This is a genomic window from Streptomyces sp. NPDC019224, assembly GCF_040632605.1.
Classification (GTDB): Bacteria; Actinomycetota; Actinomycetes; order Streptomycetales; family Streptomycetaceae; genus Streptomyces.
In genome coordinates, this window is the sequence record NZ_JBEYCF010000023.1 from 56,655 (window position 1) to 80,303 (window position 23,649).

At 72.1% G+C, this 23,649-nt stretch carries 20 protein-coding genes; 15 read left to right on the plus strand and 5 right to left on the minus strand.

Annotated elements, in window-relative coordinates; translation table 11 throughout:
- Positions 1 to 138: 138 nt before the first annotated feature.
- Positions 139 to 1,917, minus strand: a complete 1,779-nt coding sequence (locus tag ABZ564_RS17065) for a phospholipid carrier-dependent glycosyltransferase (protein ID WP_360856422.1) — start codon at positions 1,915 to 1,917, stop codon at positions 139 to 141.
- A gap of 53 nt (positions 1,918 to 1,970) precedes the next feature.
- Here ABZ564_RS17065 and rsmI point away from each other — a divergent pair, with 53 nt between their 5' ends.
- The 5 genes from rsmI to ABZ564_RS17090 all read left to right on the plus strand — a co-directional run bounded on the left by rsmI (position 1,971) and on the right by ABZ564_RS17090 (position 6,130).
- Complete coding sequence (rsmI, locus tag ABZ564_RS17070; protein ID WP_360856425.1) at positions 1,971 to 2,867, plus strand: 16S rRNA (cytidine(1402)-2'-O)-methyltransferase; 897 nt, start codon at positions 1,971 to 1,973, stop codon at positions 2,865 to 2,867.
- A gap of 159 nt (positions 2,868 to 3,026) precedes the next feature.
- Positions 3,027 to 3,404: a hypothetical protein gene (locus ABZ564_RS17075; protein ID WP_360856428.1), complete on the plus strand. Its 378-nt coding sequence runs from the start codon at positions 3,027 to 3,029 to the stop codon at positions 3,402 to 3,404.
- A 42-nt stretch (positions 3,405 to 3,446) separates the two neighbouring features.
- Entirely contained in the window at positions 3,447 to 4,313 is an 867-nt protein-coding gene (locus tag ABZ564_RS17080; RefSeq protein WP_360856431.1) for a TatD family hydrolase, read from the plus strand.
- A 39-nt stretch (positions 4,314 to 4,352) separates the two neighbouring features.
- Entirely contained in the window at positions 4,353 to 5,240 is an 888-nt protein-coding gene (rsmA, locus tag ABZ564_RS17085; protein ID WP_360856434.1) for a 16S rRNA (adenine(1518)-N(6)/adenine(1519)-N(6))-dimethyltransferase RsmA, read from the plus strand.
- Entirely contained in the window at positions 5,237 to 6,130 is an 894-nt protein-coding gene (locus ABZ564_RS17090; RefSeq protein ID WP_360856437.1) for a 4-(cytidine 5'-diphospho)-2-C-methyl-D-erythritol kinase, read from the plus strand. Before rsmA ends, ABZ564_RS17090 begins: the two co-directional genes overlap by 4 nt.
- A 57-nt stretch (positions 6,131 to 6,187) precedes the next feature.
- Here the strand turns inward: ABZ564_RS17090 and ABZ564_RS17095 are convergent, their stop codons facing one another.
- Positions 6,188 to 6,823 (minus strand): lipoprotein, encoded by a 636-nt coding sequence (locus ABZ564_RS17095; RefSeq protein WP_360856440.1) that lies wholly within the window; start codon positions 6,821 to 6,823, stop codon positions 6,188 to 6,190.
- 116 nt (positions 6,824 to 6,939) lie between these two features.
- On the opposite strand from ABZ564_RS17095, the gene ABZ564_RS17100 reads away from it, so the two are divergent.
- The 8 genes from ABZ564_RS17100 (at position 6,940) to ABZ564_RS17135 (ending at position 18,070) form a co-directional block, all read left to right on the plus strand.
- Positions 6,940 to 8,754 carry an ABC-F family ATP-binding cassette domain-containing protein gene (locus ABZ564_RS17100; protein ID WP_360856443.1) on the plus strand — a complete coding sequence of 605 codons (1,815 nt, stop codon included), beginning with the start codon at positions 6,940 to 6,942 and terminating at the stop codon, positions 8,752 to 8,754.
- Between the two features lie 247 nt (positions 8,755 to 9,001).
- Complete coding sequence (locus ABZ564_RS17105; RefSeq protein ID WP_360856446.1) at positions 9,002 to 10,840, plus strand: PQQ-binding-like beta-propeller repeat protein; 1,839 nt, start codon at positions 9,002 to 9,004, stop codon at positions 10,838 to 10,840.
- Between the two features lie 118 nt (positions 10,841 to 10,958).
- Positions 10,959 to 12,824: a PQQ-binding-like beta-propeller repeat protein gene (locus ABZ564_RS17110; protein WP_360856449.1), complete on the plus strand. Its 1,866-nt coding sequence runs from the start codon at positions 10,959 to 10,961 to the stop codon at positions 12,822 to 12,824.
- A 123-nt stretch (positions 12,825 to 12,947) separates the two neighbouring features.
- The gene (locus ABZ564_RS17115; RefSeq protein WP_360856452.1) at positions 12,948 to 13,640 is read left to right on the plus strand and encodes a LuxR C-terminal-related transcriptional regulator; all 693 of its coding nucleotides are present in this window, start codon (positions 12,948 to 12,950) and stop codon (positions 13,638 to 13,640) included.
- Between the two features lie 164 nt (positions 13,641 to 13,804).
- Entirely contained in the window at positions 13,805 to 14,848 is a 1,044-nt protein-coding gene (galT, locus tag ABZ564_RS17120) for a galactose-1-phosphate uridylyltransferase (RefSeq protein ID WP_360856454.1), read from the plus strand.
- A complete protein-coding gene (gene galE, locus ABZ564_RS17125; RefSeq protein WP_360856457.1) occupies positions 14,845 to 15,825 on the plus strand; it encodes a UDP-glucose 4-epimerase GalE in 981 nt (326 codons plus the stop codon). The genes galT and galE overlap by 4 nt, the downstream gene beginning before the upstream one ends.
- Positions 15,822 to 16,991, plus strand: a complete 1,170-nt coding sequence (gene galK, locus ABZ564_RS17130) for a galactokinase (protein ID WP_360856460.1) — start codon at positions 15,822 to 15,824, stop codon at positions 16,989 to 16,991. Before galE ends, galK begins: the two co-directional genes overlap by 4 nt.
- Positions 16,992 to 17,272: 281 nt before the next feature.
- The gene (locus ABZ564_RS17135) at positions 17,273 to 18,070 is read left to right on the plus strand and encodes a response regulator transcription factor (protein ID WP_360856530.1); all 798 of its coding nucleotides are present in this window, start codon (positions 17,273 to 17,275) and stop codon (positions 18,068 to 18,070) included.
- On the opposite strand, the gene ABZ564_RS17140 is transcribed toward ABZ564_RS17135, so the two are convergent.
- Positions 18,029 to 18,526, minus strand: coding sequence for a MarR family transcriptional regulator (locus tag ABZ564_RS17140; protein ID WP_360856463.1), 498 nt, complete (start codon positions 18,524 to 18,526; stop codon positions 18,029 to 18,031). The genes ABZ564_RS17135 and ABZ564_RS17140 overlap by 42 nt on opposite strands.
- Before the next feature lie 88 nt (positions 18,527 to 18,614).
- On the opposite strand from ABZ564_RS17140, the gene ABZ564_RS17145 reads away from it, so the two are divergent.
- Positions 18,615 to 19,415 carry a trans-aconitate 2-methyltransferase gene (locus tag ABZ564_RS17145; protein WP_360856466.1) on the plus strand — a complete coding sequence of 267 codons (801 nt, stop codon included), beginning with the start codon at positions 18,615 to 18,617 and terminating at the stop codon, positions 19,413 to 19,415.
- Positions 19,412 to 19,774, plus strand: coding sequence for a VOC family protein (locus tag ABZ564_RS17150; RefSeq protein WP_360856469.1), 363 nt, complete (start codon positions 19,412 to 19,414; stop codon positions 19,772 to 19,774). Before ABZ564_RS17145 ends, ABZ564_RS17150 begins: the two co-directional genes overlap by 4 nt.
- Before the next feature lie 63 nt (positions 19,775 to 19,837).
- Here the strand turns inward: ABZ564_RS17150 and ABZ564_RS17155 are convergent, their stop codons facing one another.
- The gene (locus tag ABZ564_RS17155) at positions 19,838 to 21,595 is read right to left on the minus strand and encodes a VCBS repeat-containing protein (protein ID WP_360856533.1); all 1,758 of its coding nucleotides are present in this window, start codon (positions 21,593 to 21,595) and stop codon (positions 19,838 to 19,840) included.
- A 162-nt stretch (positions 21,596 to 21,757) separates the two neighbouring features.
- Positions 21,758 to 23,509 (minus strand): VCBS repeat-containing protein, encoded by a 1,752-nt coding sequence (locus ABZ564_RS17160; protein ID WP_360856471.1) that lies wholly within the window; start codon positions 23,507 to 23,509, stop codon positions 21,758 to 21,760.
- Between the last annotated feature and the right edge of the window lie 140 nt (positions 23,510 to 23,649).

Here is a 23,649-nt window from a genome sequence, read left to right on the forward strand (position 1 = left end):
GTCCCCATCCCCCGGAGCTTCCCTCTTGAACGTGTTCAAGATAGCTGTGTGGGGCACCTTACGGGAGGGCGGTGACAGGGGGGCCGGTTGTTATCGGAACGCGACGCGGACATGCCGTGAATGGCGGGAACGGTCCGGTCAGATCCAGGTGTCCAGCCACATCCGGTCCCGCCAGGAGTCCTCCGGAATGGACGTCCCGGTGTACAGCGGCCAGAAGTAGATGAAGTTCCAGATGATCAGCAGCACCAGCACACCGGCCGCCACCGCCCCCAGCGTCCGGCGCCGCTCGCCCGAGGGATCGGGCTTCGCCAGGCCGAGTTCGTACCGTGGCCCGGTCTCCGCCGCCGGGCCCAGCATCGCGCCGATCATCATCGTCACCGCGAGACACAGGAACGGCACGAACACGACCGCGTAGAACAGGAAGATCGTGCGCTCCTGGTACAGGAACCACGGCACCCAGCCCGCGGCCACCCCGCACGCGATCGCGCCCGCCCGCCAGTCGCGGCGGAAGATCCACCGCCACAGCACGTACACCAGGGCGAAGCAGGCGGCCCACCACAGCAGCGGGGTCCCGATGGCCAGCACCTCGCGGGCGCACTTGCCGGTCGACGACGTCGGGCAGCCGTTCTGCTCCTCGTAGAAGTACGAGACGGGCCGGCCCAGCACGATCCAGCTCCACGGGTTGGACTGGTACGTGTGTCCCGACGTCAGGTTCACGTGGAAGTCGTAGACCTGGTTCTCGTAGTGCCACAGACTGCGCAGCCAGTCCGGCAGCCAGGTCCAGGAGCCGCCCCTGCCGTCGGTCGCCGCCCAGCCCCGGTAGTAGCCGTGCCGGTCCGGGTCGTTGCGGACGATCCAGCCCGTCCAGGACGCCAGGTACGTGAGGACCGCGACCGGGACCACCGAGACGAACGCCGGGAGCACGTCCCGCCGCAGCACCGCCGCGTACGGGCGCACGGCCCCGGCGGTGCGGCGCGCGCCCACGTCCCACAACACCGTCATCAGGCCGAACGCGACCATGATGTAGAGCCCGTTCCACTTCGTGCCGAAGGCCAGGCCCAGCGAGACACCCGCGGCGATCCGCCAGGGCCGCCACCCGAGGCGCAGGTTCTCCGCGACCCCGGCGTCCGGGCGCAGCACGCCCTCCTCGTCGACCGGCAGCGCCGCCGCCAGCCGCCGCCTGGCCCAGTCACGGTCGATCAGCAGACAACCGAACGCGGCCAGCACGAAGAACATCAGCACCAGGTCGAGCAGCGCGGTGCGGCTCATCACGAAGTGCAGCCCGTCCACCGCGAGCAGTGCGCCCGCCAGGCAGCCGAGGAACGTCGAGCGGAACAGCCTGCGGCCGATCCGGCACAGCATCAGCACCGACAGCGTGCCGAGCACGGCGACCATGAACCGCCAGCCGAACGGCGTGAACCCGAACAGCTGCTCACCGAGGCCGATGATCCACTTGCCGACCGGCGGGTGCACCACATAGCCCGGGTCGGTCGGCACCGGCACCTGCGAGGGATCGTTCAGGATCAGCTTGTCGACGTCCTTGGGCCACGCGCCCTCGTACCCCTGGTTGATCAGCGCCCAGGAGTCCTTCGCGTAGTACGTCTCGTCGAATATCACCGCGTGCGGGCTGCCCAGCTTCCAGAAGCGCAGCACCCCCGCGACCGCCGCCACCAGCAGCGGACCGCCCCACGCCGACCAGCGCACCAGCCGCTCGGCGAGCAGCGGCGGTACGCCGAGCACCGCCCACAACTGGTTCCCGGGCCGGGTGTACGGCGGAATCAGCCGCTCCCGCAACCCGATGCCGGGGCGCGGGGAATGGCCGAAGCGGCGCAGCCGCCGCTGCCAGGAGGTCGGCTCCGGGCCGTGCTGTTCCCCGGCGTCTTGGCCCTGCCGGGCTTCGGGCGCAGTACTCGTCACCGCGCCATCGTAGGGAACCCGTCTGTGGGAAGGGGGCTGCCCGTGCTGGGAGGATGGGGCTCGTGACTGGAACGACTGGAACGCTCGTGCTCGCAGGGACCCCCATCGGCGACCTGGCGGACGCCCCGCCCCGCCTCGCCGCCGAGCTGGAGGCGGCCGACGTCATCGCCGCCGAGGACACCCGCAGGCTCCGCCGGCTGACCCAGGGGCTCGGCGTCCACACCACGGGGCGTGTCGTCTCCTACTTCGAGGGCAACGAGTCCGCCCGTACGCCCGAACTCGTCGAGGCCCTGGCCGGCGGCGCCCGGGTGCTGCTGGTCACGGACGCCGGGATGCCGTCCGTCTCCGACCCCGGCTACCGGCTCGTCGCCGCCGCCGTGGAACAGGACATCAAGGTCACCGCCGTGCCCGGCCCGTCCGCGGTGCTCACCGCGCTCGCCCTGTCCGCGCTGCCGGTGGACCGGTTCTGTTTCGAGGGCTTCCTGCCGCGCAAGGGCGGCGAACGCCTCTCCAAGCTCCGCGAGGTCGCCCGCGAGCCCCGCACGATGGTCTTCTTCGAGGCCCCGCACCGCCTGGACGACACCCTCGCCGCGATGGCCGAGGTCTTCGGCGCGGAACGGCGGGGCGCCGTGTGCCGCGAGCTGACCAAGACGTACGAGGAGGTCAGGCGCGGTCCGCTGGGCGAGCTGGCCGCCTGGTCGGCCGCCGAGCAGGTACGCGGTGAGATCACCGTCGTCGTCGAGGGCGCGGTCGCCGGCGGGGAGGACCTGGACGCCGAGGAGCTGGTGCGCAGGGTGCTGGTGCGCGAGGAGGCGGGGGAGCGGCGCAAGGAGGCGATCGCCGCCGTCGCCGCCGAGGCGGGCCTGCCCAAGCGCGAGGTGTTCGATGCCGTCGTCGCGGCAAAGAACGCTGCTCGGACCGGCCACGCGGACGGCAAGGGACTATCGTGAAAAGCAAAGCCAGAGCCGCGTTCCGGCCCCTTTGACCACGAAAAGGCCAAAACCGCTCCAACACTCGGCAGGGCCGGTGCGCTTTTGCCGGTGAAGGCGTCCACTGGAAGACAGGGCGCATTCTCCGCAGCGCTTGTCCGAGGGACAAGAGGAGCAGGCATGAGCGACATCACAGCCACCACCGCGCACGAGGCGTACGCCTTCGCCTGCATGAGGTGCGGATACGGGTGGGAGCAGGCCTACGAGATAGAGCACCACGTCGACGCGACCCAGCACGCCTACGTGGTCTACAAGGCGGACGGCGAACGGGTGCCCTCGCCCCTTTCCACCCCGACCTGCGCCAACTGCGGCGGGCACGTCGTCCGGATCATGCGGGCGGGCCGGGTCTCGACCGTCCAGCAGCTCCTGTACGACCGGAACCGTTCCCGGGGGCCGGTCCCCGAGGAGCCGGCCGAGGAGCCCGTGGCCGCCACCGCCGTCCCCTCCGCCGGCCGCCACTGGCACCTCTCCGACCTTCTGCACCCCTTCCGCAGGTGACCTCGTGGGGCGGGCCGCCGCGATCCTCGTACGATCGTGGCCATGAGCCGCACCGAAGCCCCGCCCCTGCCGGAACCCCTCCGGGTGCCGGTCGCCGATTCGCACACCCACCTGGACATGCAGGACGGCACCGTCGAGGAGGGCCTGGCCAGGGCCGCCGCGGTGAACGTGACGACCGTGGTCCAGGTGGGCTGCGACGTGAAGGGCTCCCGCTGGGCCGCGGAGACCGCCGCCGCGCACGCCCAGGTGCACGCCGCGGTGGCCCTGCACCCCAACGAGGCGCCGCGCATCGTGCACGGCGACCCCGAGGGCCGGTCGCGGGAGGGGGCGCGCGAGGCGGGCGGCTTCGCCGCGCTGCACGAGGCCCTCGCCGAGATCGACGCGCTGGCCGCGCTGCCCCACGTGCGCGGCGTGGGCGAGACCGGCCTCGACCACTTCCGGACCGGCCCCGAGGGCATGGCCGCCCAGGAGGAGTCCTTCCGGGCCCACATCGAGATCGCCAAGCGCCACGGCAAGGCCCTCGTCATCCACGACCGCGAGGCCCACGCGGACGTCCTGCGCGTCCTCGCGGACGCCGGGGCGCCCGAGCGGACCGTCTTCCACTGCTACTCCGGCGACGCGGACATGGCCCGCGCCTGCGCGGAGGCCGGCTACTTCATGTCGTTCGCCGGAAACGTGACCTTCAAGAACGCCCAGCCCCTGCGCGACGCGCTGGCGGCCGCGCCGACCGAGCTGGTCCTGGTCGAGACGGACGCCCCGTTCCTCACCCCGGCCCCGTACCGGGGGCGGCCCAACGCCCCGTACCTGATCCCGGTGACGCTGCGGGCGATGGCGGCGGTGAAGGGCCTGGACGAGGACACCCTGGCCGAGGCGATCGCGGACAACACGGCGCGGGCGTTCGACTACTGACCGGCGGGAGCAAAGTGCGGGGCGCCTTACGCTTTACAGGTGAGTACCACTGAGCCCGACGCCCTCCTGGGCCCCGCAGACATCCGCGAACTGGCCGCCACCCTGGGCGTACGCCCCACCAAGCAGCGCGGCCAGAACTTCGTCATCGACGCCAACACGGTCCGCCGGATCGTGCGGACGGCGGAGGTCCGGCCGGACGACGTGGTGGTCGAGATCGGCCCGGGTCTCGGCTCGCTGACCCTCGCGCTGCTGGAGGTCGCCGACCGCGTCGTGGCCGTCGAGATCGACGACGTACTCGCGGCGGCCCTGCCCGCCACCGTCGCCGCCCGGATGCCCGCCCGCGCCGACCGCTTCGCGCTGGTGCACTCGGACGCCATGCTCGTACGGGAGCTGCCGGGGCCCGCGCCCACGGCGCTGGTCGCCAACCTCCCGTACAACGTCGCCGTGCCGGTGCTGCTCACCGCGCTCGACCGCTTCCCGAGCATCGAGCGCACCCTCGTCATGGTGCAGGCGGAGGTCGCGGACCGGTTGGCCGCCCGGCCGGGCAGCAAGGTGTACGGCGTGCCGTCGGTGAAGGCGAACTGGTACACGGACGTCAAGCGCGCCGGGTCCATCGGCCGCAAGGTGTTCTGGCCCGCGCCGAACGTCGACTCCGGGCTCGTCTCGCTGGTGCGCCGCAGCGAGCCCGTGGCGACGACGGCGAGCAAGGAAGAGGTCTTCGCGGTCGTGGACGCGGCGTTCGCGCAGCGCCGCAAGACGCTGCGCGCGGCACTCGCGGGGTGGGCCGGTTCGGCTCCGGCCGCCGAGGCCGCCCTGGTCGCGGCGGGCGTCTCGCCGCAGGCGCGCGGGGAGTCGCTGACGGTCGAGGAGTTCGCGGCCGTCGCCGAGAACAAGCCGCCGATGACGGAGACCGGGAGCGCGCGATGAGCGTCACCGTACGGGTCCCCGCCAAGGTCAACGTCCAGCTCGCGGTCGGCGCCGCGCGCCCCGACGGGTTCCACGACCTCGCGAACGTCTTCCTCGCCGTCGGCCTGTACGACGAGGTCACCGTCACCCCCGCCGACGGCCTGCGGATCACCTGCTCCGGGCCGGACGCGGCCCAGGTCCCGCTGGACGCGTCGAACCTGGCGGCGCGGGCGGCGGTCGCGCTGGCCGCCCGGTACGGCATCGCGCCCGACGTGCACATCCACATCGACAAGGACATCCCGGTGGCGGGCGGCATGGCGGGCGGCAGCGCCGACGGGGCCGGCGCCCTGCTGGCCTGCGACGCGCTGTGGGGGACCGGCGCCTCCCGCGAGGACCTGCTCGCCCTCTGCGCCGAACTGGGCAGCGACGTGCCGTTCAGCCTGGTCGGAGGCGCCGCGCTCGGCACCGGCCGGGGCGAGCGGCTGACCCCGGTCGAGGTCGGCGGCACGTTCCACTGGGTGTTCGCGGTGGCCGACGGCGGGCTCTCCACGCCGGCGGTGTACCGCGAGTTCGACCGGCTGACGGAGGGCACCCGGGTCCCGGAGCCCGTGGCCTCGGACGCCCTCCTGGACGCGCTGCGGGCGGGCGACGCGAAGGCCCTGGCCGGCGCCCTGAGCAACGACCTCCAGGCCCCCGCGCTGTCCCTGCGCCCCACCCTGGCCGCCACCCTGGCGGCGGGCACGGAGGCGGGCGCGCTCGCCGCCCTGGTCTCCGGCTCGGGGCCGACCACCGCGTTCCTCACGGAGGACGAGGCGACGGCCCGCGAGGTCGCCGCCGCCCTCACCGCCTCCGGCACCTGCCGCACGGCGCGCACGGCGGTGTCCCCGGCTCCGGGGGCGGCGGTCCTGTAGCCGGCGGCCTCGACGGAGGTCCGCCGGCCCGGGCGGCGACGCGACGCTCCGCGGGCGTCAGCCCACCCGTACCGACCGCTTCGCCAGCTCGTACGCCGGCAGCATCTCCCCGTGCTCGTCCGAGTCCAGGCCGCCCAGATGGACCACCACCGGGCCGTCGGGCGTCGAGAGGGCGAAGGCGCGGGCCGGGCGGTTTTCGTCCATGAGCTCGCTGTGGAGCGTGTAGGTCACCTCGGTGACGGTCTGCTTCCCCGTCGTGACCTGCTTGTACGTGGCCTTCGACGCGTTCTCGTCGGCCTCGACGAAGCCCTTGAGCGTCTCGCGAGGCGAGGCGTCCCCGCCCTTCGCCCGCCACACCCGCAGGAAGCCGATCTGCCCGGCCGGCTTGGCGTCGATCTCGCAGACCATGGTGACCGGGCCCTGCTCGGCGAGCTCGGCGAAATCCGAGTCCGGGTCGATCGCGACGGCCTTCGGCTTCCAGTCCTTCACCAGGTCGAACGTCACCGGCAGCTCGCAGCCCGAGCCGGGGTTGCCGACCGTGCCGCCCTTGACCGCGGCCTTCGCCGCGGGCGCCGCGGACTTCTCCGGCTTCGCGCCCGCGCCGGAATCCGTGTCCGACGAGCAGCCGGTCAGCGCGGCCGCGGCCAGCAGGACGGGCACCAGCCCGTGAACCGTACGACGTGTCATGGTCATCCCCACCCCTTGATCGTTGCGCGCAAGCTATCCCAGGGGCGGCGGCCGCTCGTACGGAGGTCCGCGCGGCGGCGACTACGCTGAAGGCCAGAGTCTTCCTTCGAGCTGGAGCGTTCGTGGCCGTCAACCTCATCAATGTCGAGCAGGTCAGCAAGGTCTACGGCACCCGTGCCCTGCTCGACGGTGTGTCCCTCGGCGTCTCCGAGGGCGACCGGATCGGTGTCGTCGGCCGCAACGGCGACGGCAAGACGACCCTCATCCGGATGCTCGCCCGGCTGGAGGAGGCGGACACCGGCCGCGTCACGCACAGCGGCGGGCTGCGCCTGGGCGTGCTGACCCAGCACGACTCCCTGGACCCCGAGGCCACGATCCGTCACGAGGTCATCGGCGATCTCGCCGACCACGAGTGGGCGGGCAGCGCCAAGATCCGCGACGTGCTCACCGGTCTGTTCGGCGGGCTCGGCCTGCCCGGCTTCGAGAACGGCCTGGACACCGTCATCGCCCCGCTCTCCGGCGGCGAGCGGCGCCGGATCGCCCTCGCCAAGCTGCTCATCGCGGACCAGGACCTGATCGTCCTCGACGAGCCCACCAACCACCTCGACGTCGAGGGCATCTCCTGGCTCGCCGGCCATCTGCGCGCCCGCCGCTCCGCCCTCGTCTGCGTCACCCACGACCGCTGGTTCCTCGACCAGGTCTGCACCCGCATGTGGGACGTCCAGCGCGGCACGGTCCACGAGTACGAGGGCGGCTACAGCGACTACGTGTTCGCCCGCGCCGAGCGGGAGCGGATCGCCGCGACCGAGGAGACCAAGCGGCAGAACCTGATGCGCAAGGAGCTGGCCTGGCTGCGGCGCGGCGCCCCCGCCCGTACCTCCAAGCCCCGCTACCGCATCGAGGCCGCCAACGAGCTGATCGCGGACGTGCCGCCGCCGCGCGACACCAGCGAGCTGATGAAGTTCGCCAACGCCCGCCTCGGCAAGACCGTCTTCGACCTGGAGGACGTCACCGTCCAGGCCGGCCCCAAGACCCTTCTCACCCACCTCACCTGGCAGCTCGGCCCCGGTGACCGCATCGGCCTGGTCGGGGTCAACGGCGCCGGCAAGACCTCGCTGCTGCGGGCGCTCGCCGAGGCCGCCCGTACCCAGGGCGAGGCGCAGCCGGCCGCCGGCCGGATCGTCGTCGGCAAGACCGTCAGGCTCGCCTACCTCTCCCAGGAGGTCCACGAGCTGAACCCGAGCCTGCGCGTCCTGGAGGCGGTCCAGCAGGTGCGGGACCGGGTGGACCTCGGCAAGGGGCGGGAGATGACCGCCGGGCAGCTCTGCGAGAAGTTCGGCTTCTCGAAGGAGAAGCAGTGGACGCCCGTCGGCGACCTCTCCGGCGGTGAGCGGCGCCGGCTCCAGATCCTGCGCCTGCTGATGGACGAGCCCAACGTCCTCTTCCTCGACGAGCCGACCAACGACCTCGACATCGAGACCCTGACCCAGCTGGAGGACCTGCTCGACGGCTGGCCCGGCTCCATGATCGTGATCTCCCACGACCGGTTCTTCGTCGAGCGCACCACGGACCGGGTCATGGCCCTCCTCGGCGACCAGTCGCTGCGGATGATGCCGCGCGGCATCGACGAGTACCTGGAGCGCAGGCAGCGCCAGGCGGAGACGGCCACGCCCGCAGCGGCCCCGGCCGCCGGACAGGCCGCCGCCCCGGCGCCCGCGGTCTCCGCGCAGGCGGCCCGCGCGGCCAAGAAGGAGCTGCAGAAGGTCGAGCGGCAGCTGGAGAAGATGTCGTCCCGCGAGACGGCCCTGCACGCGCAGATCGCCGAGAACGCCACGGACTTCGAGAAGGTCGCGAAGCTGGACGCCGAGCTGCGCGAACTGGTCGCGGAGCGCGATGTGCTGGAGATGCGCTGGCTCGAGCTGGCCGAGGACGCCTGACGATCCGAAGCATCACAGCGGCATCACGGCCCGGTCCTCCCTTGGGAACAGGGGCGGACCGAACCGGAAGGCCCCCTCCGGCGGGTGGTACAAAGAAGTCCCGCTCGACTGACGTGACACTGCGGGATCCATGCCCGATTCGCTCCATTCCGTCGTGGTCCAGGGGGTCTTGACCGACCCGCGGACACCGGTGGGATCGCGGGGGAGTCCGGAACGGGCACCGGACCGCACGAAGGGGGACGCGCTGATGACCCAGCCGCCCGGACAGCAACCGCCGCAGGGAGGCTTCGGCGCTCCTCAGGAGCCGCCGCACGGGGTACCGCAGCCGCCCCAGGGCCCGCCGCCCGCCGCCCCGCCCCAGGCCCCCGCCGCCCCGCCGGCCACGCAGCCGGGCTACGGCTACCCGCAGCAGCCCGGGCCGTACGGACAGCCGCAGCCCGGCCCGTACAACCAGCAGCCCGGGCCGTACGGACAGCCGCAGCCCGGCCCGTACAACCAGCAGCCCGGCCCCTACGGACAGCCGCAGCCCGGCCCGTACAACCAGCAGCCGCAGGCCGGCTACGGCTTCCCGCCGCAGCAGCACCCCGGCGCGCCCGTCCCTCCCGGCCCCGGCGGTCCGGGCGGCGGCAGCCCGTTCAAGCGCAAGCCCGTCATGATCATCGGTGCCGCGGTCGCCGCGCTCCTGGTCGTCGGCGGCGGCGTCTGGTTCGCGACCAGCGGGGACGACGGCGGTGACGGCAAGCCGGTCGCCGAGAAGAGCGAGCAGGTGAAGAAGCCGTCCGTCTCGCCCTCCGTCGACGACGGCGACGGCAACGGCACCGGGCGGGAGGACGAGGACCTCAACAGCGGCCGCAAGGAGGGCGAGGCCAAGGTCCTCTGGCTGCAGAAGAACGACGTCGACCTGCCGCGCAACGGCGCGGAGGTGTACGGGCCGTGGATCGTCGGCGACACGATCGTCAAGGGCATGTACCGCACGGTCTCCGGCTACGCGGTGGCCGACGGCACGCAGAAGTGGACGCTGAAGCTGCCGGCGGACATCTGCTCCGCGCCCGAGCAGACCACCACGGACGGCAAGATCGTCATCGCGATCAAGAACGGCACCACCGACAAGGCCGACTGCTCCGCACTCCAGCAGATCGACCTCAACACGGGCAGGACGGGGTGGAAGAAGGAGGTCAAGAAGAGCGGCCTCTTCGACATGATGTCGGACCTCTCCATGGCCATCAGCGGTGACACCGTGACGGCCGGCCGCACCGGTGCCGCCAACGCCTACCGGGTGAGCGACGGCAAGGAGGTGTTCGGCAAGCGGACCGGCACCTGCCAGCCGTTCGGGTTCGCCGGCGGCGCCAAGCTCATCGCGGCGGTCAGTTGCCGCACCGACGACGTGAACAACCCGCAGCAGGAGATCGAGGAGCTGGACCCCGCCACCGGCAAGGCCAAGTGGACCTACAAGCCCGCCCGCGGGTGGGAGGTCGAAAAGGTCTACTCGGTGAGCCCCCTCATCGTCTCCCTCACCAAGGGCAACACCAGCGAGGACAAGAAGTGGAGCGTCCTCGCGCTCCGCGAGAACGGCACGCTCCGCTCCCAGCTGTCCAGCGACAAGGGCGACAAGTTCTCCCCGGACTGCGGCGGCGGCTTCACGATCTTCGGTCAGCGTCTCGACGGCTGCAGCGGCGTCGCCGCCGACGCCAACACCTTCTACATGGCGACGCAGGACGACACCAGCGGCTCCGCCCGCACCAACAAGGTCGTCGCCTTCGACCTGAACACCGGCAAGACCAAGTGGAAGGCGAACGCCCCCGCCGGGCAGACCATGAAGCCGCTCCGCATGGAGGGCGGCAACATCCTCCTCTACGTGGACGGCGGCTTCGGCAAGGGCGGCGGCATCGCCACCCTCTCCCCGGCCGGCGGCAGCCCGAAGACGGTGCTCCAGCACCCGGAGTCGACCTCGGCGATCGAGAGGTCGTTCTACGACCCGAAGATCCGCTACGCGGGCGGCCGTTCGTTCATCGTGAGCGCGCGGGTCAGCGCGGGCAACGACAAGGAAGAGCTGGAGACGAAGACCATGATGGCCTTCGGCAGCTGACGGCTCACCGCGGCACCCGACGAACACGGCCGGCCGCGGGCGGCAGCAGCCCCGCCCGCGGCCCGCACCGGCCCCCCCCCCGACCGACCCCCCTTCTTTCCCCGAGGTACGCAACGCCATGACCCAGCCGCCCCAGCAGCCGCCCAACGAACCGCCCCAGGGCGGTTTCGGCGCGCCCCAGGACCCGCCGCCCGGCGGTTTCGGCGCCCCGCAGGACCCGCCGCCCGGAGGTTTCGGCGCGCCGACCCCGCCCCCCGGCGGCTACGGCTCCCCGCCGCCCCCCGGCCCGCCCCAGCAGCAGCCGGGCTACGGCTACCCGCAGACGCCGCCGCCCCAGCAGCAGCCGGGCTACGGCTACCCGCAGCAGGGACAGCAGCCCCACGACTTCCCGACGCAGGCGGCGTACGGCGGCTTCCCGCAGCAGGGGCAGCAGCAGCAGCCGTACGGCTACCCGACCGCCCCGATGCAGCCCGCCTACCAGCCGCCCCAGCCGGGCGGGAACGGGCCGAAGAAGTTCTCCACCCAGGCGCAGATCATCGTCGCCGCCGTGGTCGCCGTCGCCCTGATCGTCGGCGGCGGCATCTGGTACGCCTCCGGCGGGGACGACGGCAAGAAGGACGAGGCGGGCTCGTCCGCCGGCACCACGGGCGGGACCAAGGGCGGCAAGGGCGGCGACCAGGGCGAAGGCTCCGCCACCGGCGGCAGCGGCAAGGAGAAGGCCCCGGCGAACGTCGAGTCGGCGGTCGGCTTCCAGCTCCCGCAGCCCGAGGTCGCCGACGTCACCACCGTCGCCGGCTCCTGGGTCACCGACAAGGCGTACGTGAAGACGGGCCTCAACGAGGTCGTCGGCTACGACCTGGACAAGGGCACCAAGCTCTGGTCGATCCCGCTGGACGGCCAGGTGTGCGCCGCGTCCCGGTACATGAGCAAGGACTTCAAGACCGCCGTCGTCTTCGAGGAGAGCAAGCAGAGCAAGACCAACAAGTACCCCAGCTGCAACCGGGTCGGCGCCCTCGACCTGGCCACCGGCAAGCTCGTGTGGAGCAAGCAGGTCATCGCGTCCAGCAGTGGTGACCGCCCCGTCCGGTTCGACGAGGTCACCCTCAGCGGCACCACGGTCGCCGCCGGTGGCACCGACGGCGGCGCCGCCTTCAAGCTCGACACCGGCGCCGAGCTGTGGAAGCCGAAGGTCAGCACCGACGGCTGCTACGACAAGGGGTACGGCGGCGGCGAGGCCCTCGCCGTGGTCCGCAAGTGCGGTTCGTACGACGACCCCCAGGTCGTCGTCCAGGCGTTGAACCCGACGACGGGCGCCCCGATCTCCTCGTACAAGATGCCGGCCGGCATCGAGTACGCGAACATCGTCTCCACCAAGCCGCTGGTCGTCGCCGCCGACGTCGGCGACACCGCCGGTGACGGCAGCGGCATCTCGGACTTCTTCTCGCTCGACGAGGCCACCGGCAAGCTGAAGATCCGCATCTCCGCCGACGCGGAGAAGTACGCGGCCAGCTGCCGTTCCACCAAGGTCGAGAGCTGCCAGCAGCTCGCCGTCGGCAACAACCGCATCTACCTGCCCACCGAGGAGCACGACGGTGCGGGCGAGAGCTTCAGCCGGACCAACGAGATCGTCTCCTTCGACCTCACCACCGGCAAGCAGACCGGCGACCGGGCCGACGCGGGCGAGCAGTTCACGATGTTCCCGCTGCGCATGGACGGCGGCAACATCATCGCGTACCGCGAACCCCCGTACGACAAGGGCGGTGAGGTCGTCTCCATCGACGGCAGCACCTTCGAGCAGACGGTCCTGATGCGCAACCCGGCCGACGACGCCGTCCGGGACGCGGAGACCAGCTTCTCCTCGGACTACGCGGAATTCCGCTACGAGCAGGGGCACCTCTACATCTCCGAGACGATGATCAGCGCACCCCGCAAGAGCTCGCTGGACGACAAGGAGTACCTGGTGGTGTCCTTCCGCACCAGCTGAGCGCGATCGACGGATGTGGGGGTGGAACCGGCCGGTTCCACCCCCACAGGCGTATCCGGCCGTGTAACTTGCAGGCCCTGGAGGGCCGGGGGGCCTGTGTCGGTGCAACAGGGGGATGGCGCGATGGGTGTCCGGCTCATGGTGGTCGACGACCACCGACTGCTCGCCGAGGCGCTCGCCTCGGCGCTGAAACTGCGCGGCCACCGGGTGCTGGCCGCGGCCGCGCCCACCGCCGGGGCGGCGGAACTGGTGGTCGGGCGGGCCCCGGAGGTCTGCCTGTTCGGCACGGCCTCGCCCGCCGTGCCCGGGACCTTCGACCCCGTCGTCCGGATCAGGCGGGAGCGCCCGCAGACCGCGGTGGTGGTCCTCGGCCCGGTCCCCAGCCCCCGCGGCATCGCCGCCGCGTTCGCGGCCGGGGCCGCCGGGTACGTCCGGCACGACGAGCGCATCGAGGGTGTGGAGCGCGCCATCGCCAAGGCCCGCTCCGGTGAGGCGGCCATCGCGCCCCAGCTCCTCCAGGCCGCCTTCGCCGAGCTCCTGAACCCGGTGGAACAGCCCGACGACGAGGGCCGCCGGCTGCTGCGGCTGCTCACCCCGCGCGAGGTCGAGGTGCTGGTCCGGGTCGCGGAGGGGGAGGACACCCGGCTGATCGCGGCCGGGATGCGGATCGCGTCGAGCACCGCCCGTACCCACGTCCAGCGGGTCCTGATGAAGCTCGGCGTCGGCTCCCGCCTGGAGGCCGCCGCACTGGCCGCCCGCACCGGGCTGCTGGACCGGGCGACGGTGACACGGCAGGGGCGGGATCCCATCGGCTGACGGCGCAGCGGTCCCACCCGAACACACCCGAACACACCCGAACGTCCCCGGACGGACCCCGGCGCCGCCGTGCGCCGGGGTCCGTCCGGGCGGAAGCGGCATTGACGGCCCTGTTGGCTTGTGGTTCATTGTGTTTACTTATGTTCGGTGGTGGGAGGAGCCTGGTGAAGAAGACGGTTACAAAGCTCGCCGACGGCCGGGAGCTGATCTACTACGACAGCCGCGAGGACCTCGCCCGCGAGGCCGTCGACACGCGTCCCCTCGACGCCGTCTCCACCTCGTCCGAGATCCGGCGCGACCCCCTGCTCGGCGACAGCGTCGCCATCGCCTCGCACCGTCAGAGCAGGCCCTACCACCCGCCCGCCGACGAGTGCCCGCTGTGCCCCTCGCAGGCGGGGCGGCAGAGCGAGATCCCGGAGCCCGACTACGAGGTCGCCGTCTTCGAGAACCGCTTCCCGTCCCTCGCCGGCGACTCCGGCCGCTGCGAGGTCGTCTGCTTCACCTCCGACCACGACGCCTCCTTCGCCGACCTCACCGAGGAACAGGCCGGGCTCGTCCTGGACGCCTGGACCGACCGCACCGCGGCCCTGGCCCGGCTCCCGCAGGTCAAGCAGGTGTTCTGCTTCGAGAACCGGGGCGCCGAGATCGGCGTCACGCTCGGCCACCCGCACGGCCAGATCTACGGCTACCCCTTCGTCACCCCGCGCACCGAACTGATGCTGCGCTCGATGGCCGCCCACCACGCGAAGACCGGCCGCAACCTCTTCGACGACGTGGTGGCCCGCGAGGAGGCCGACGGCTCCCGGATCGTGCTCGCCGCCGAGCACTGGATCGCCTTCGTGCCGTACGCGGCGCACTGGCCGTACGAGGTCCACCTCCACCCGCGCCGCCGCGTCGCCGACCTGCGGGAGCTGGACAAGGAGGCGCGCACGGAATTCCCACAGGTCTATCTGGAACTGTTGAGGCGATTCGACCGGATCTTCGGACCCGGAGAGCCGCCGACCCCGTACATCTCCGCCTGGCACCAGGCGCCGTTCGGGGTCCCCGGACGTGAGGACTTCGGGCTCCACCTCGAGCTTTTCACCGTCCGACGGACCTCCGGCAAGCTGAAGTTCCTCGCGGGTTCCGAATCCGGCATGAGCGTGTTCATCAACGACGTGCCGCCGGAGACCGCGGCCCAGCGACTGCGAGAGGTAGCGAGCCAGTGAGCAAGACCCCGAAGAAGTACCTGGTCACCGGCGGTGCCGGTTACGTGGGCAGCGTCGTCGCCCAGCACCTCCTTGAGGCCGGCCACACCGTCACCGTCCTGGACGACCTCTCCACCGGCTTCCGCGAGGGCGTCCCGGCCGGCGCCGACTTCATCGAGGGCCGCATCCAGGACGCCGCGAAGTGGCTCGACGCCTCCTACGACGGGGTGCTGCACTTCGCCGCCTGCTCCCAGGTCGGCGAGTCCGTCACCGACCCCGAGAAGTACTGGGTCAACAACGTCGGCGGCTCCACCGCCCTGCTCGCCGCGATGCGCGACGCCGGTGTCCGCACCCTCGTCTTCTCCTCCACCGCCGCGACCTACGGCGAGCCGGTCTCCAGCCCCATCACCGAGGCCGACCCCACCGCCCCGACCAGCCCGTACGGCGCCACCAAGCTCGCCGTCGACCACATGATCACCGGAGAGGCCGCCGCGCACGGCCTGGCCGCCGTCTCGCTGCGCTACTTCAACGTGGCCGGGGCGTACGGCGACTGCGGCGAGCGGCACAGCCCCGAGTCCCACCTCATCCCGCTGGTCCTCCAGGTCGCCCTCGGGCAGCGCGAGTCGATCTCCGTCTACGGCGACGACTACCCCACCCCGGACGGCACCTGCGTCCGCGACTACATCCACGTCGCGGACCTCGCCGAGGCGCACCTCCTCGCCCTCGACGCCGCCACCCCCGGCGAGCACCTGATCTGCAACCTCGGCAACGGCAACGGCTTCTCGGTCCGCGAGGTCATCGAGACGGTCCGCGAGGTCACCGGCCACCCCGTCCCCGAGACCGCGGCCCCGCGCCGCGGCGGCGACCCGGCCGTCCTCGTCGCCTCCGCCGCCACCGCCAGGGAGCGCCTCGGCTGGCGGCCGTCCCGCACCGACCTGGCCGGAATCGTCTCCGACGCCTGGACGTTCGCCCGCCGAGAGGAGCCCACCGCACCATGACCCACGACCACGCAGAGCTGACCGCTTCCTTCACCGAGCTGTACGGAAGCACCCCCGAGGGGATCTGGGCCGCACCCGGCCGGGTCAACCTGATCGGCGAGTACACCGACTTCAACGACGGCTTCGTCATGCCGCTCGCCCTCCCGCACACCGCGCGCGCCGCCGTCGCCCGCCGCACCGACGGCGAGCTGAGGCTGCACTCCACCGATGTGCCCGGCGGCGTCGTCCGGCTCCGCGTGGACGAGCTGGCCCCGCACCAGGGCCACGGCTGGGCCGCCTACCCGGCCGGCGTGGTCTGGGCGCTGCGCGAGGCCGGCCACGACGTCACCGGCGCCGACATCCAGCTGACCTCCACCGTCCCCACCGGCGCCGGGCTCTCCTCGTCCGCCGCCCTCGAAGTGGTCACCGGCCTCGCCCTCAACGACCTCTTCGGACTCGGCCTGGGCCCCGCCGAACTCGCGGTCATCGCCCAGCGCGCGGAGAACGCGTTCGTCGGAGTCCCCTGCGGCGTCATGGACCAGATGGCGTCCGCCTGCTGCACCGAGGGCCACGCCCTGCACCTGGACACCCGCGACCTCACCCGCCGCCAGGTCCCCTTCGATCTGGCCGCGCACGGGCTGCGGCTGCTGGTCGTCGACACCCGCGTCAAGCACGCGCTCGGCGACGGGGCGTACGCGGAGCGCCGGGCCGGCTGCGAGGAGGGCGCGCGCCTGCTCGGCATACGCACCCTGCGCGAGCTGCCGTACGAGGAGCTGGACGCCGCGCTCGCCCGGCTGGCCGACGCGGGGGCGGACGAGTCCGTCGTGCGCTACGTGCGCCATGTGGTCGGCGACAACCAGCGCGTCGAGCAGGTCATCGCGCTGCTGGACGCGGGCGACGTGCGCGCGGCCGGGCCGGTCCTCACGGCGGGGCACCTCTCGCTCCGCGACGACTTGCGGGTCTCCTGCCCGGAGCTGGACCTCGTGGTCGAGACGGCGAACGCGGCCGGGGCGCTCGGCGCGCGCATGACCGGGGGCGGCTTCGGCGGCTCGGCGATCGTGCTGGTCGAGGAGGCGCAGGCGGACACCGTCACCAAGTCGGTGCTCGAAGCGTTCACCGCGGCCGGCCACGCCGCTCCGGGCGTCTTCCCGGCGGTGCCCTCGGCGGGTGCGCGCAGGCTGGTCTGACCGGGCGGGCGGTGCTGTCGTCCCGCAGCGGCGCCCGCCGTCCCTCGTCCACTTCTGTCCCAAGGCGGAACACGCGCCCCACCCCAGGGCGCATCTCTGGACAACTTCCGCCAATTCCCTTCCCCCCAGGTCCCCCGCCCGTACCCTGATGCACAGCGCCGGCGGGGGGCCTGCGCCGCATTCAGGGGTACGGGACAGCCGGGCACAGCACCCGCGCGGGTCCGGCCCCGCCGGGGACGCACGCTTCGGGGCGCCCCGTCACACACAGCATGGGGGTGCTTGTGGCCCGTATCCGGGTTCTCGTGGTGGACGACCACCGGATCTTCGCCGAATCGCTCGCCGCCGCGCTCGCGGCCGAGCCGGACGTCGAGGTGGCCGCGGCGGGCAGCGGCCCGGCGGCCCTGCGCTGCCTGGAGCGCGGGGCGACCGAGGGCCGCGGTTACGACGTGCTGCTCGTCGACGCGGAGCTGGGCAACCTCGCCCCGCAGACCCGCACCGCCGCGGCCCCGGCCCGGGTGCCCGCCCCGCGCTCCGGGCGGACCGGCCCGGCCGACGGGATCTCCCTGGTCGGCGCGGTCCGCGCGGCCCGTCCCTCGGTGCGTACGGTGGTGCTCGCCGAGAAGGACGATCCGGCCCGGGCCGCGCGCGCCCTCCAGGCCGGCGCCTGCGGCTGGGTCGCCAAGGACAGCTCGCTGCAACGGCTGCTGGCGGTGATCAGGGGCGTGCTGCGCGGCGAGACCCACCTGCCCCCCGCCCTGCTGACGGGGGCGCTGCGGGAGCTGCTGGCCGACCGCAAGCACCGCACCGAGAGCGAGAAGCTCGTCGACTCGCTGACCCCGCGCGAGCGCGAGGTGCTGCGGTGCATGGTGGCGGGCCTGGGGCGCAAAGCGGTCGCGGAGCGGCTGTTCCTCTCTCCGCACACGGTGCGGACGCACATGCAGAACGTGCTGGGGAAGCTGGGCGTGCACTCGACGCTGGCGGCCGTGGCACTGGCCAGACGCGCGGGCGTCGGCCCGGTCGACCCGGAGGACCCGGGACTAGCCGGGGATGTTGTCGAACGGGGCGGTCAACCGGCGTAGCAGCCCGGCCAGTTCGCCGCGCTGCTGGGGGGAGAGCTCGCCGAGGATGGCGCGCTCCTGGGCGAGGAGGCCGGCCAGCGACTGGTCGGCCTTGTCGCGGCCCTCGGCGGTGAGCCGGACCAGGACCCCGCGCCGGTCGCTGGGGTCGGGGAGGCGCTCGACGAGGTTCTTCTTGGTCAGGCGGTCGATGCGGTTGGTCATGGTGCCCGAGGTGACGAGGGTCTGGGTGAGCAGCTGGCCGGGGGAGAGCTGATAGGGGGCGCCGGCCCGGCGCAGCGACGTGAGGACGTCGAACTCCCACGGTTCCAGCTCGTGCTCGGCGAAGGCGATGCGGCGGGCCCGGTCGAGGTGGCGGGCCAGGCGGGAGACGCGGCTGAGGACCTCGAGCGGTTCCACGTCGAGGTCGGGGCGCTCGCGGCGCCATGCAGCGACCAGACGGTCGACCTCGTCCTCCATGTGGATCAGTGTAGATGGTCTGTCGACATGAAGTCTCTTGAATTCAAGTGTCTTGACATCAAGATATTTTCTGCCGATCCTGGAACCCATGACCGCACCCCTCTGGGACCCGCAGCAGTACCTGCGCCACGCGGACCACCGCACCCGCCCCTTCCACGACCTCCTGGCCCGCGTCCCCGACCCGCCGGGCCTGCCCGCGCCCCGCATCGCCGACCTCGGCTGCGGCGCCGGCAACGCCACCGCCCTGCTCGCCGAGCGCTGGCCCGGCGCCCGGATCACCGGCTACGACAACTCCCCGCAGATGCTGGAGCGGGCCCGCGCCCACGCCACGGACCTGCTGGACTTCGCCGAGGCCGACGCCGCCACCTGGACGCCCTCCGAGCGGTACGGCCTGATCGTCTCCAACGCCCTGCTCCAATGGGTCCCCGGCCACGCCGAACGCCTGCCCCGCTGGCTGGACGCCCTGCTCCCCGGCGGCACCCTCGCCCTCCAGGTCCCCGGCAACTTCGACCAGCCCTCGCACGCCCTGATGCGCGAACTCGCCGAGTCCCCGCGCTGGCGCCCCCGGCTCGGCGGCCTGCTGCGCCACGCGGACGCCGTGCTGAGCCCCGCCGGATACCTGGACGCGCTGACCGGCCCCCGCACCATCGCCGACGTCTGGGAGACCACCTACCTCCACCTCCTCCCGGGCGACGACCCCGTCCTGGACTGGGTCAAGGGCACCGGGCTGCGCCCCGTGCTCACCGCACTCGCCGGTGACGACGAGGCCCGGGACGCCTTCCTCGCCGACTACCGCGACCTGCTGCGCACGGCCTACCCGAAGGGCCCGCACGGCACGGTCCTCCCCTTCCGCCGCATCTTCGCCGTCGCCCACCGGGAGTACCGATGATCACCTCGCTCGACCACGTGCAGCTCGCCGCCCCCGCCGGCAGCGAGGAGGCGCTGCGCGCGTACTACGGGGACATCCTCGGCATGACGGAGATCCCCAAGCCGCCCGTGCTCGCGGCCCGGGGCGGCTGCTGGTTCGCGGCCGGACCGGTCCAGCTGCACCTGGGCATCGAGGCGGACTTCCGCCCGGCCCGCAAGGCCCACCCGGGCCTGCGCGTCACGGACATCGAGGCCTACGCGGCCCGGCTGGCCGAGCGCGGCGCCGAGGTGCTCCGGGACGACAACCTGCCGGGCCACCGCCGCTTCTACAGCCACGACCCGGTGGGCAACCGGCTGGAGTTCCTGGAGCCGGTGGGCTGAGCCCGCACACGGCAGCGCCCCGCCCCCGCGGGTGCGGGGACGGGGCGCGGTGGTCACGCGGGCCTAGTACAGGCCGTTGTAGACGTCCCAGCCGTAGCCGATCTTGGCGCGCTTGTTGATCTTGCCGGTGCCGGTGGACGTGTAGCGGTACACGTCGCCCCTGCCGTCGATGCCGACCAGGTCGCCCTTGCCGTCGCCGTCCAGGTCGCCCGGCGCGGCGAACTGCTTGTAGATGTTGTAGCCGGTGCCGATCTTGGTGCGGCCCGAGAGCGGCTTGGTGGCGTTGCCCGTGCCCTTGTACAGGTAGAGCGTGCCGTCCGTGGTGCGGGCCACGACGTCCGCGATGCCGTCGCCGCTGAGGTCACCGGCGCCGACGATCTTGTTGTACGTGTTGTAGCCGTAGCCGACCTTGATCTTGGTCGCGAACTTGGTGCCGAGCCCGTTGCCCTTGTACAGGTACAGGTTGCCCTTGGTGTCGCGGGCCAGCAGGTCGCCCTTGCCGTCGCCGCTCAGGTCGCCCGGACCGGTGAGGCTGTTGTAGACCTGCCAGCCGGTGCCGATGTAGTCGCCGTTGACGTACAGCGTGCCCTGGTAGTTCTGGAGCAGGTCGGCCCAGCCGTCGGAGTCCAGCGAGGAGGCGAGCGAGAGGCTCACGTTGTTCCAGCCGGTGTCCGAGCTGCTCGACTGGCGCGGGAAGAAGTTCCCGTTGTTCCGGGCCTGGTACCAGTACAGGCTGCCGCCCTTGGTGCGGGCCATGACCTCGTGCTTGCCGAAGTCCGGGTTGCCGCCCGCGCCGACGAACAGCGCGGCGGAGTTCCACTCCGTGCCGCCGGTGACGCGCGCCTTGAAGGTGCCGTCGCCGTTGGAGTAGTACGTGAAGACGTCGCCGCCCGGCTTGCGCGCGATGACGTCGCCCAGGCCGTCGCCGTCGATGTCGTCCATGCCGACGATCTGGTTGTAGATGTTCCAGCCGTAGCCGACCTTGACGCGCGCCTTGAAGGGCTTCGCCGCGTCGCCGGTGGCGGCGTAGAAGTACACGTCACCGGCGGGGGTGCGGGCGATGACGTCGCCCAGGCCGTCGCCGTTGACGTCGTTGGCGCCGACGATCTGGTCGTACGAGCCCCAGCCGTAGCCCACCTTGACACCGGCCTTGAAGGGCGCGCTGTCGACGTTGCCGGTGGAGACGTACGAGTAGAGGTCACCGGAGGGCGTACGCGCGATCAGGTCGGCGCGGCCGTCGCCGTTCAGGTCGCCGGGGGCGACGACCTTGTTGTACTTCTGCCAGCCGCTGCCGGACCAGGTGGCGTAGCCGGTGTAGTCCGCGCCCCAGCTCTGGTAGAGCGAGAGCTTGCCGGTCGCCGACAGCGTCAGGACCTCGGCCATCCCGCCGCCGTCCAGGTCGCCCGGCGTGATGATGTCCTTCGGCATCTCGTACTGGTCGTCACTGTTGATCCCGTACACGTGCGAGCCCGACGAGTCGGTCGAGGCGTACAGGTTGCCGTCCAGACCCCGGTACATCAGGTCGCTGTAGCCGTCGCCGTCCAGGTCGCGCAGCGGCTTGGCCGGGACGACCGAGGACGGGGTCTGGGCACCCGCCGCGCGCGAGGCGTCCGACTGCTTCTTCGCGGGGCGCTTCGGCAGGGTGAGCGTCGGCTGTCCGCCGAGCTCGGGGGTGAACTGCGCGGCGCCGGCCGGGGCGGGCGCCGAGTCGTCGGCCGAGGCCGGAGCCGCCAGGAACGTGCCGGCGGAGAGAACGAGTGCGGTGCAGGCCGCGATCCGCCGCGCGCGCTTCGAGCGCTGAACGGAACGGCCGGGTTCCACAGAAGACAAAGCCCCCCCAGGGGTAAGTGGTGGAACCGGGTGAAACGCTTTCACGGGCACATTACGTGCAGGGTGAAGCCTTCCCGGGATGTTCACAGACTCTACAACGCCCCGTCCCCATGGACCATGGGGACGGGGATACCGCCGACGTGCTTCGGGTGCCTAGTACAGGTTGTTGTAGATGTTCCAGCCGTAACCGATCTTCACGCGCTTGGCGATGGGCTCGGAGGGCCTGCCGGTGGACGTGTAGAGGTACACGTCGCCCTTGCCGTCGACGCCGATCAGGTCGGCCTTGCCGTCACCGTTGATGTCGCCCGGGGCGATCCACTTGCGGTAGATGTCGAAGCCGACACCGATCACGAGGCGCAGCGACTTGAACGGCGCGGAGGCGTTGCCCGTGCCTCGGTACATGTAGAGCGTGCCGGTCGGCGTACGGCCCACCACGTCGTTCAGGCCGTCGCCGTCGAGGTCGCCCGCGCCGATGATCTTGTCGTACATGCCGTAGCCGTAGCCGACCTTGATCTTGGCCGAGAAGCCGGTGCCCGAGCCGTTGCCCCGGTAGAGGTACAGGTCGCCGGACTTGGTGCGGGCGAGCAGGTCGCCCTTGCCGTCACCGCTCAGGTCGCCGGGGCCGACGAGGGCGTTGTAGCCGCTCCAGCCGCCGCCGAGGCTCGTACCCCCGTGGTGGAGCGTGCCGTCGTACGTCTCCAGCAGGTCGGCGTAGCCGTCGTTGTCGAGCGACGACGGGAAGGTGATGTTCGCGCCGGCCCAGCCGCCGCTGTCACTCGCCTTCACGCGGGCGCTGAGCTTGCCGTTGTTCTTCGCGTAGTACCAGTAGAGCGTGCCGCCGGTGGTCCGCGCCATCAGCTCGCTCTTGCCGAAGACGGGGTTGCCGCCCTGGTCCGAGAAGAGGGAGGAAACGTTCCAGCCGGTGCCGACGACCGTCCGCTTGAGGAAGGTGCCGTAGCCGGTGGACTCGTAGAAGTAGAGCGTGCCGCCCGGCGTACGTGCCGTCAGGTCACCGAGGCCGTCGCCGGTGAGGTCGTCGACCGGGATGATCTGGTTGTAGACGTCCCAGCCGTAGCCCGCCTTGACGCGCGCCTTGTACGGCGCCGAGGCGTCGCCGGTGCCCGCGTAGTAGTACACGTCACCGGTGGGGGTGCGGGTGTAGAGGTCGCCGATCCCGTCGCCGTTGACGTCGTTGGCGCCGACGATCTGGTCGTACGAACCCCAGCCGTAGCCCACCTTGACGCCGGCCTTGAAGGGCGCGCCGCCCAGGTCGCCGGTCGCGGTGTACAGGTAGAGGTCGCCCGACGGGGTGCGGGCCAGCAGGTCGCCCCGGCCGTCGCCGTTCAGGTCGCCGACGGAGACGACCTTGTTGTACCGCTGCCAGCCGGTGCCGTGCCAGTACGGGTAGGACGCGCCGGAGGCGTCCTGGGACGAGCGGAGCGAGAGCGTGCCGGACGCCGACAGCGTGAGGATCTCGGGGCTGCCGTCGTGGTTCAGGTCGCCCGGCCGGATGATGTCCTTGTACTTCTCGTTCAGGTCGTCCATACCCAGGTAGTACGGGTAGGCGTCGGCGTCGCCCGACGGAGTGACGTACAGGTGGTCGTCGATGCCGCGGTACAGGATGTCGCTGTAACCGTCGCCGGTGACATCGAAACGCGGCAGGGCGGGAACGGCCGCCGCCTTCACGCCGTCCACGCCCGCCGCCCGCGACTCCTTCTTCGCGGTGTGGCCGGGCAGGGTCAGCGTGGGCTGCGGGCCGGCGGCGGGGACGCGGGGCTGGGTGGTGCGGTGCGGCGCGGGCGCCGCGTCATCGGCCGAGGCCGGAGCGGCCAGCAGCATGCCGGCCGAGAGGACGAGAGCGGTGCAGGCAGCGAGCCGCCGCGCGCGCTTGGCGCGTGCGGGCATGGCTCGGCCGGGTTCCACAGAAGACAAAGCCCCCCCAGGGGTACGTGGTGGAACCGGGAGAAACGCCTTCACGAGTGCGTCACGCGCAGGGTGAGGCATTCCCGGGATGGTCACAGACTCTACAACTGCGACTACCGGGA

Bases quoted from the DNA above. Each gene is read 5' to 3' on its own strand.
- rsmI (WP_360856425.1), top strand. From the start codon at position 1,971: ATGGGGCTCGTGACTGGAACGACTGGAACGCTCGTGCTCGCAGGGACC.
- ABZ564_RS17075 (WP_360856428.1), top strand. From the start codon at position 3,027: ATGAGCGACATCACAGCCACCACCGCGCACGAGGCGTACGCCTTCGCC.
- ABZ564_RS17080 (WP_360856431.1), top strand. From the start codon at position 3,447: ATGAGCCGCACCGAAGCCCCGCCCCTGCCGGAACCCCTCCGGGTGCCG.
- ABZ564_RS17090 (WP_360856437.1), top strand. From the start codon at position 5,237: ATGAGCGTCACCGTACGGGTCCCCGCCAAGGTCAACGTCCAGCTCGCG.
- ABZ564_RS17095 (WP_360856440.1), bottom strand. From the start codon at position 6,823: ATGACCATGACACGTCGTACGGTTCACGGGCTGGTGCCCGTCCTGCTG.
- ABZ564_RS17105 (WP_360856446.1), top strand. From the start codon at position 9,002: ATGACCCAGCCGCCCGGACAGCAACCGCCGCAGGGAGGCTTCGGCGCT.
- ABZ564_RS17110 (WP_360856449.1), top strand. From the start codon at position 10,959: ATGACCCAGCCGCCCCAGCAGCCGCCCAACGAACCGCCCCAGGGCGGT.
- ABZ564_RS17115 (WP_360856452.1), top strand. From the start codon at position 12,948: ATGGGTGTCCGGCTCATGGTGGTCGACGACCACCGACTGCTCGCCGAG.
- galK (WP_360856460.1), top strand. From the start codon at position 15,822: ATGACCCACGACCACGCAGAGCTGACCGCTTCCTTCACCGAGCTGTAC.
- ABZ564_RS17140 (WP_360856463.1), bottom strand. From the start codon at position 18,526: ATGGAGGACGAGGTCGACCGTCTGGTCGCTGCATGGCGCCGCGAGCGC.
- ABZ564_RS17145 (WP_360856466.1), top strand. From the start codon at position 18,615: ATGACCGCACCCCTCTGGGACCCGCAGCAGTACCTGCGCCACGCGGAC.
- ABZ564_RS17150 (WP_360856469.1), top strand. From the start codon at position 19,412: ATGATCACCTCGCTCGACCACGTGCAGCTCGCCGCCCCCGCCGGCAGC.
- ABZ564_RS17160 (WP_360856471.1), bottom strand. From the start codon at position 23,509: ATGCCCGCACGCGCCAAGCGCGCGCGGCGGCTCGCTGCCTGCACCGCT.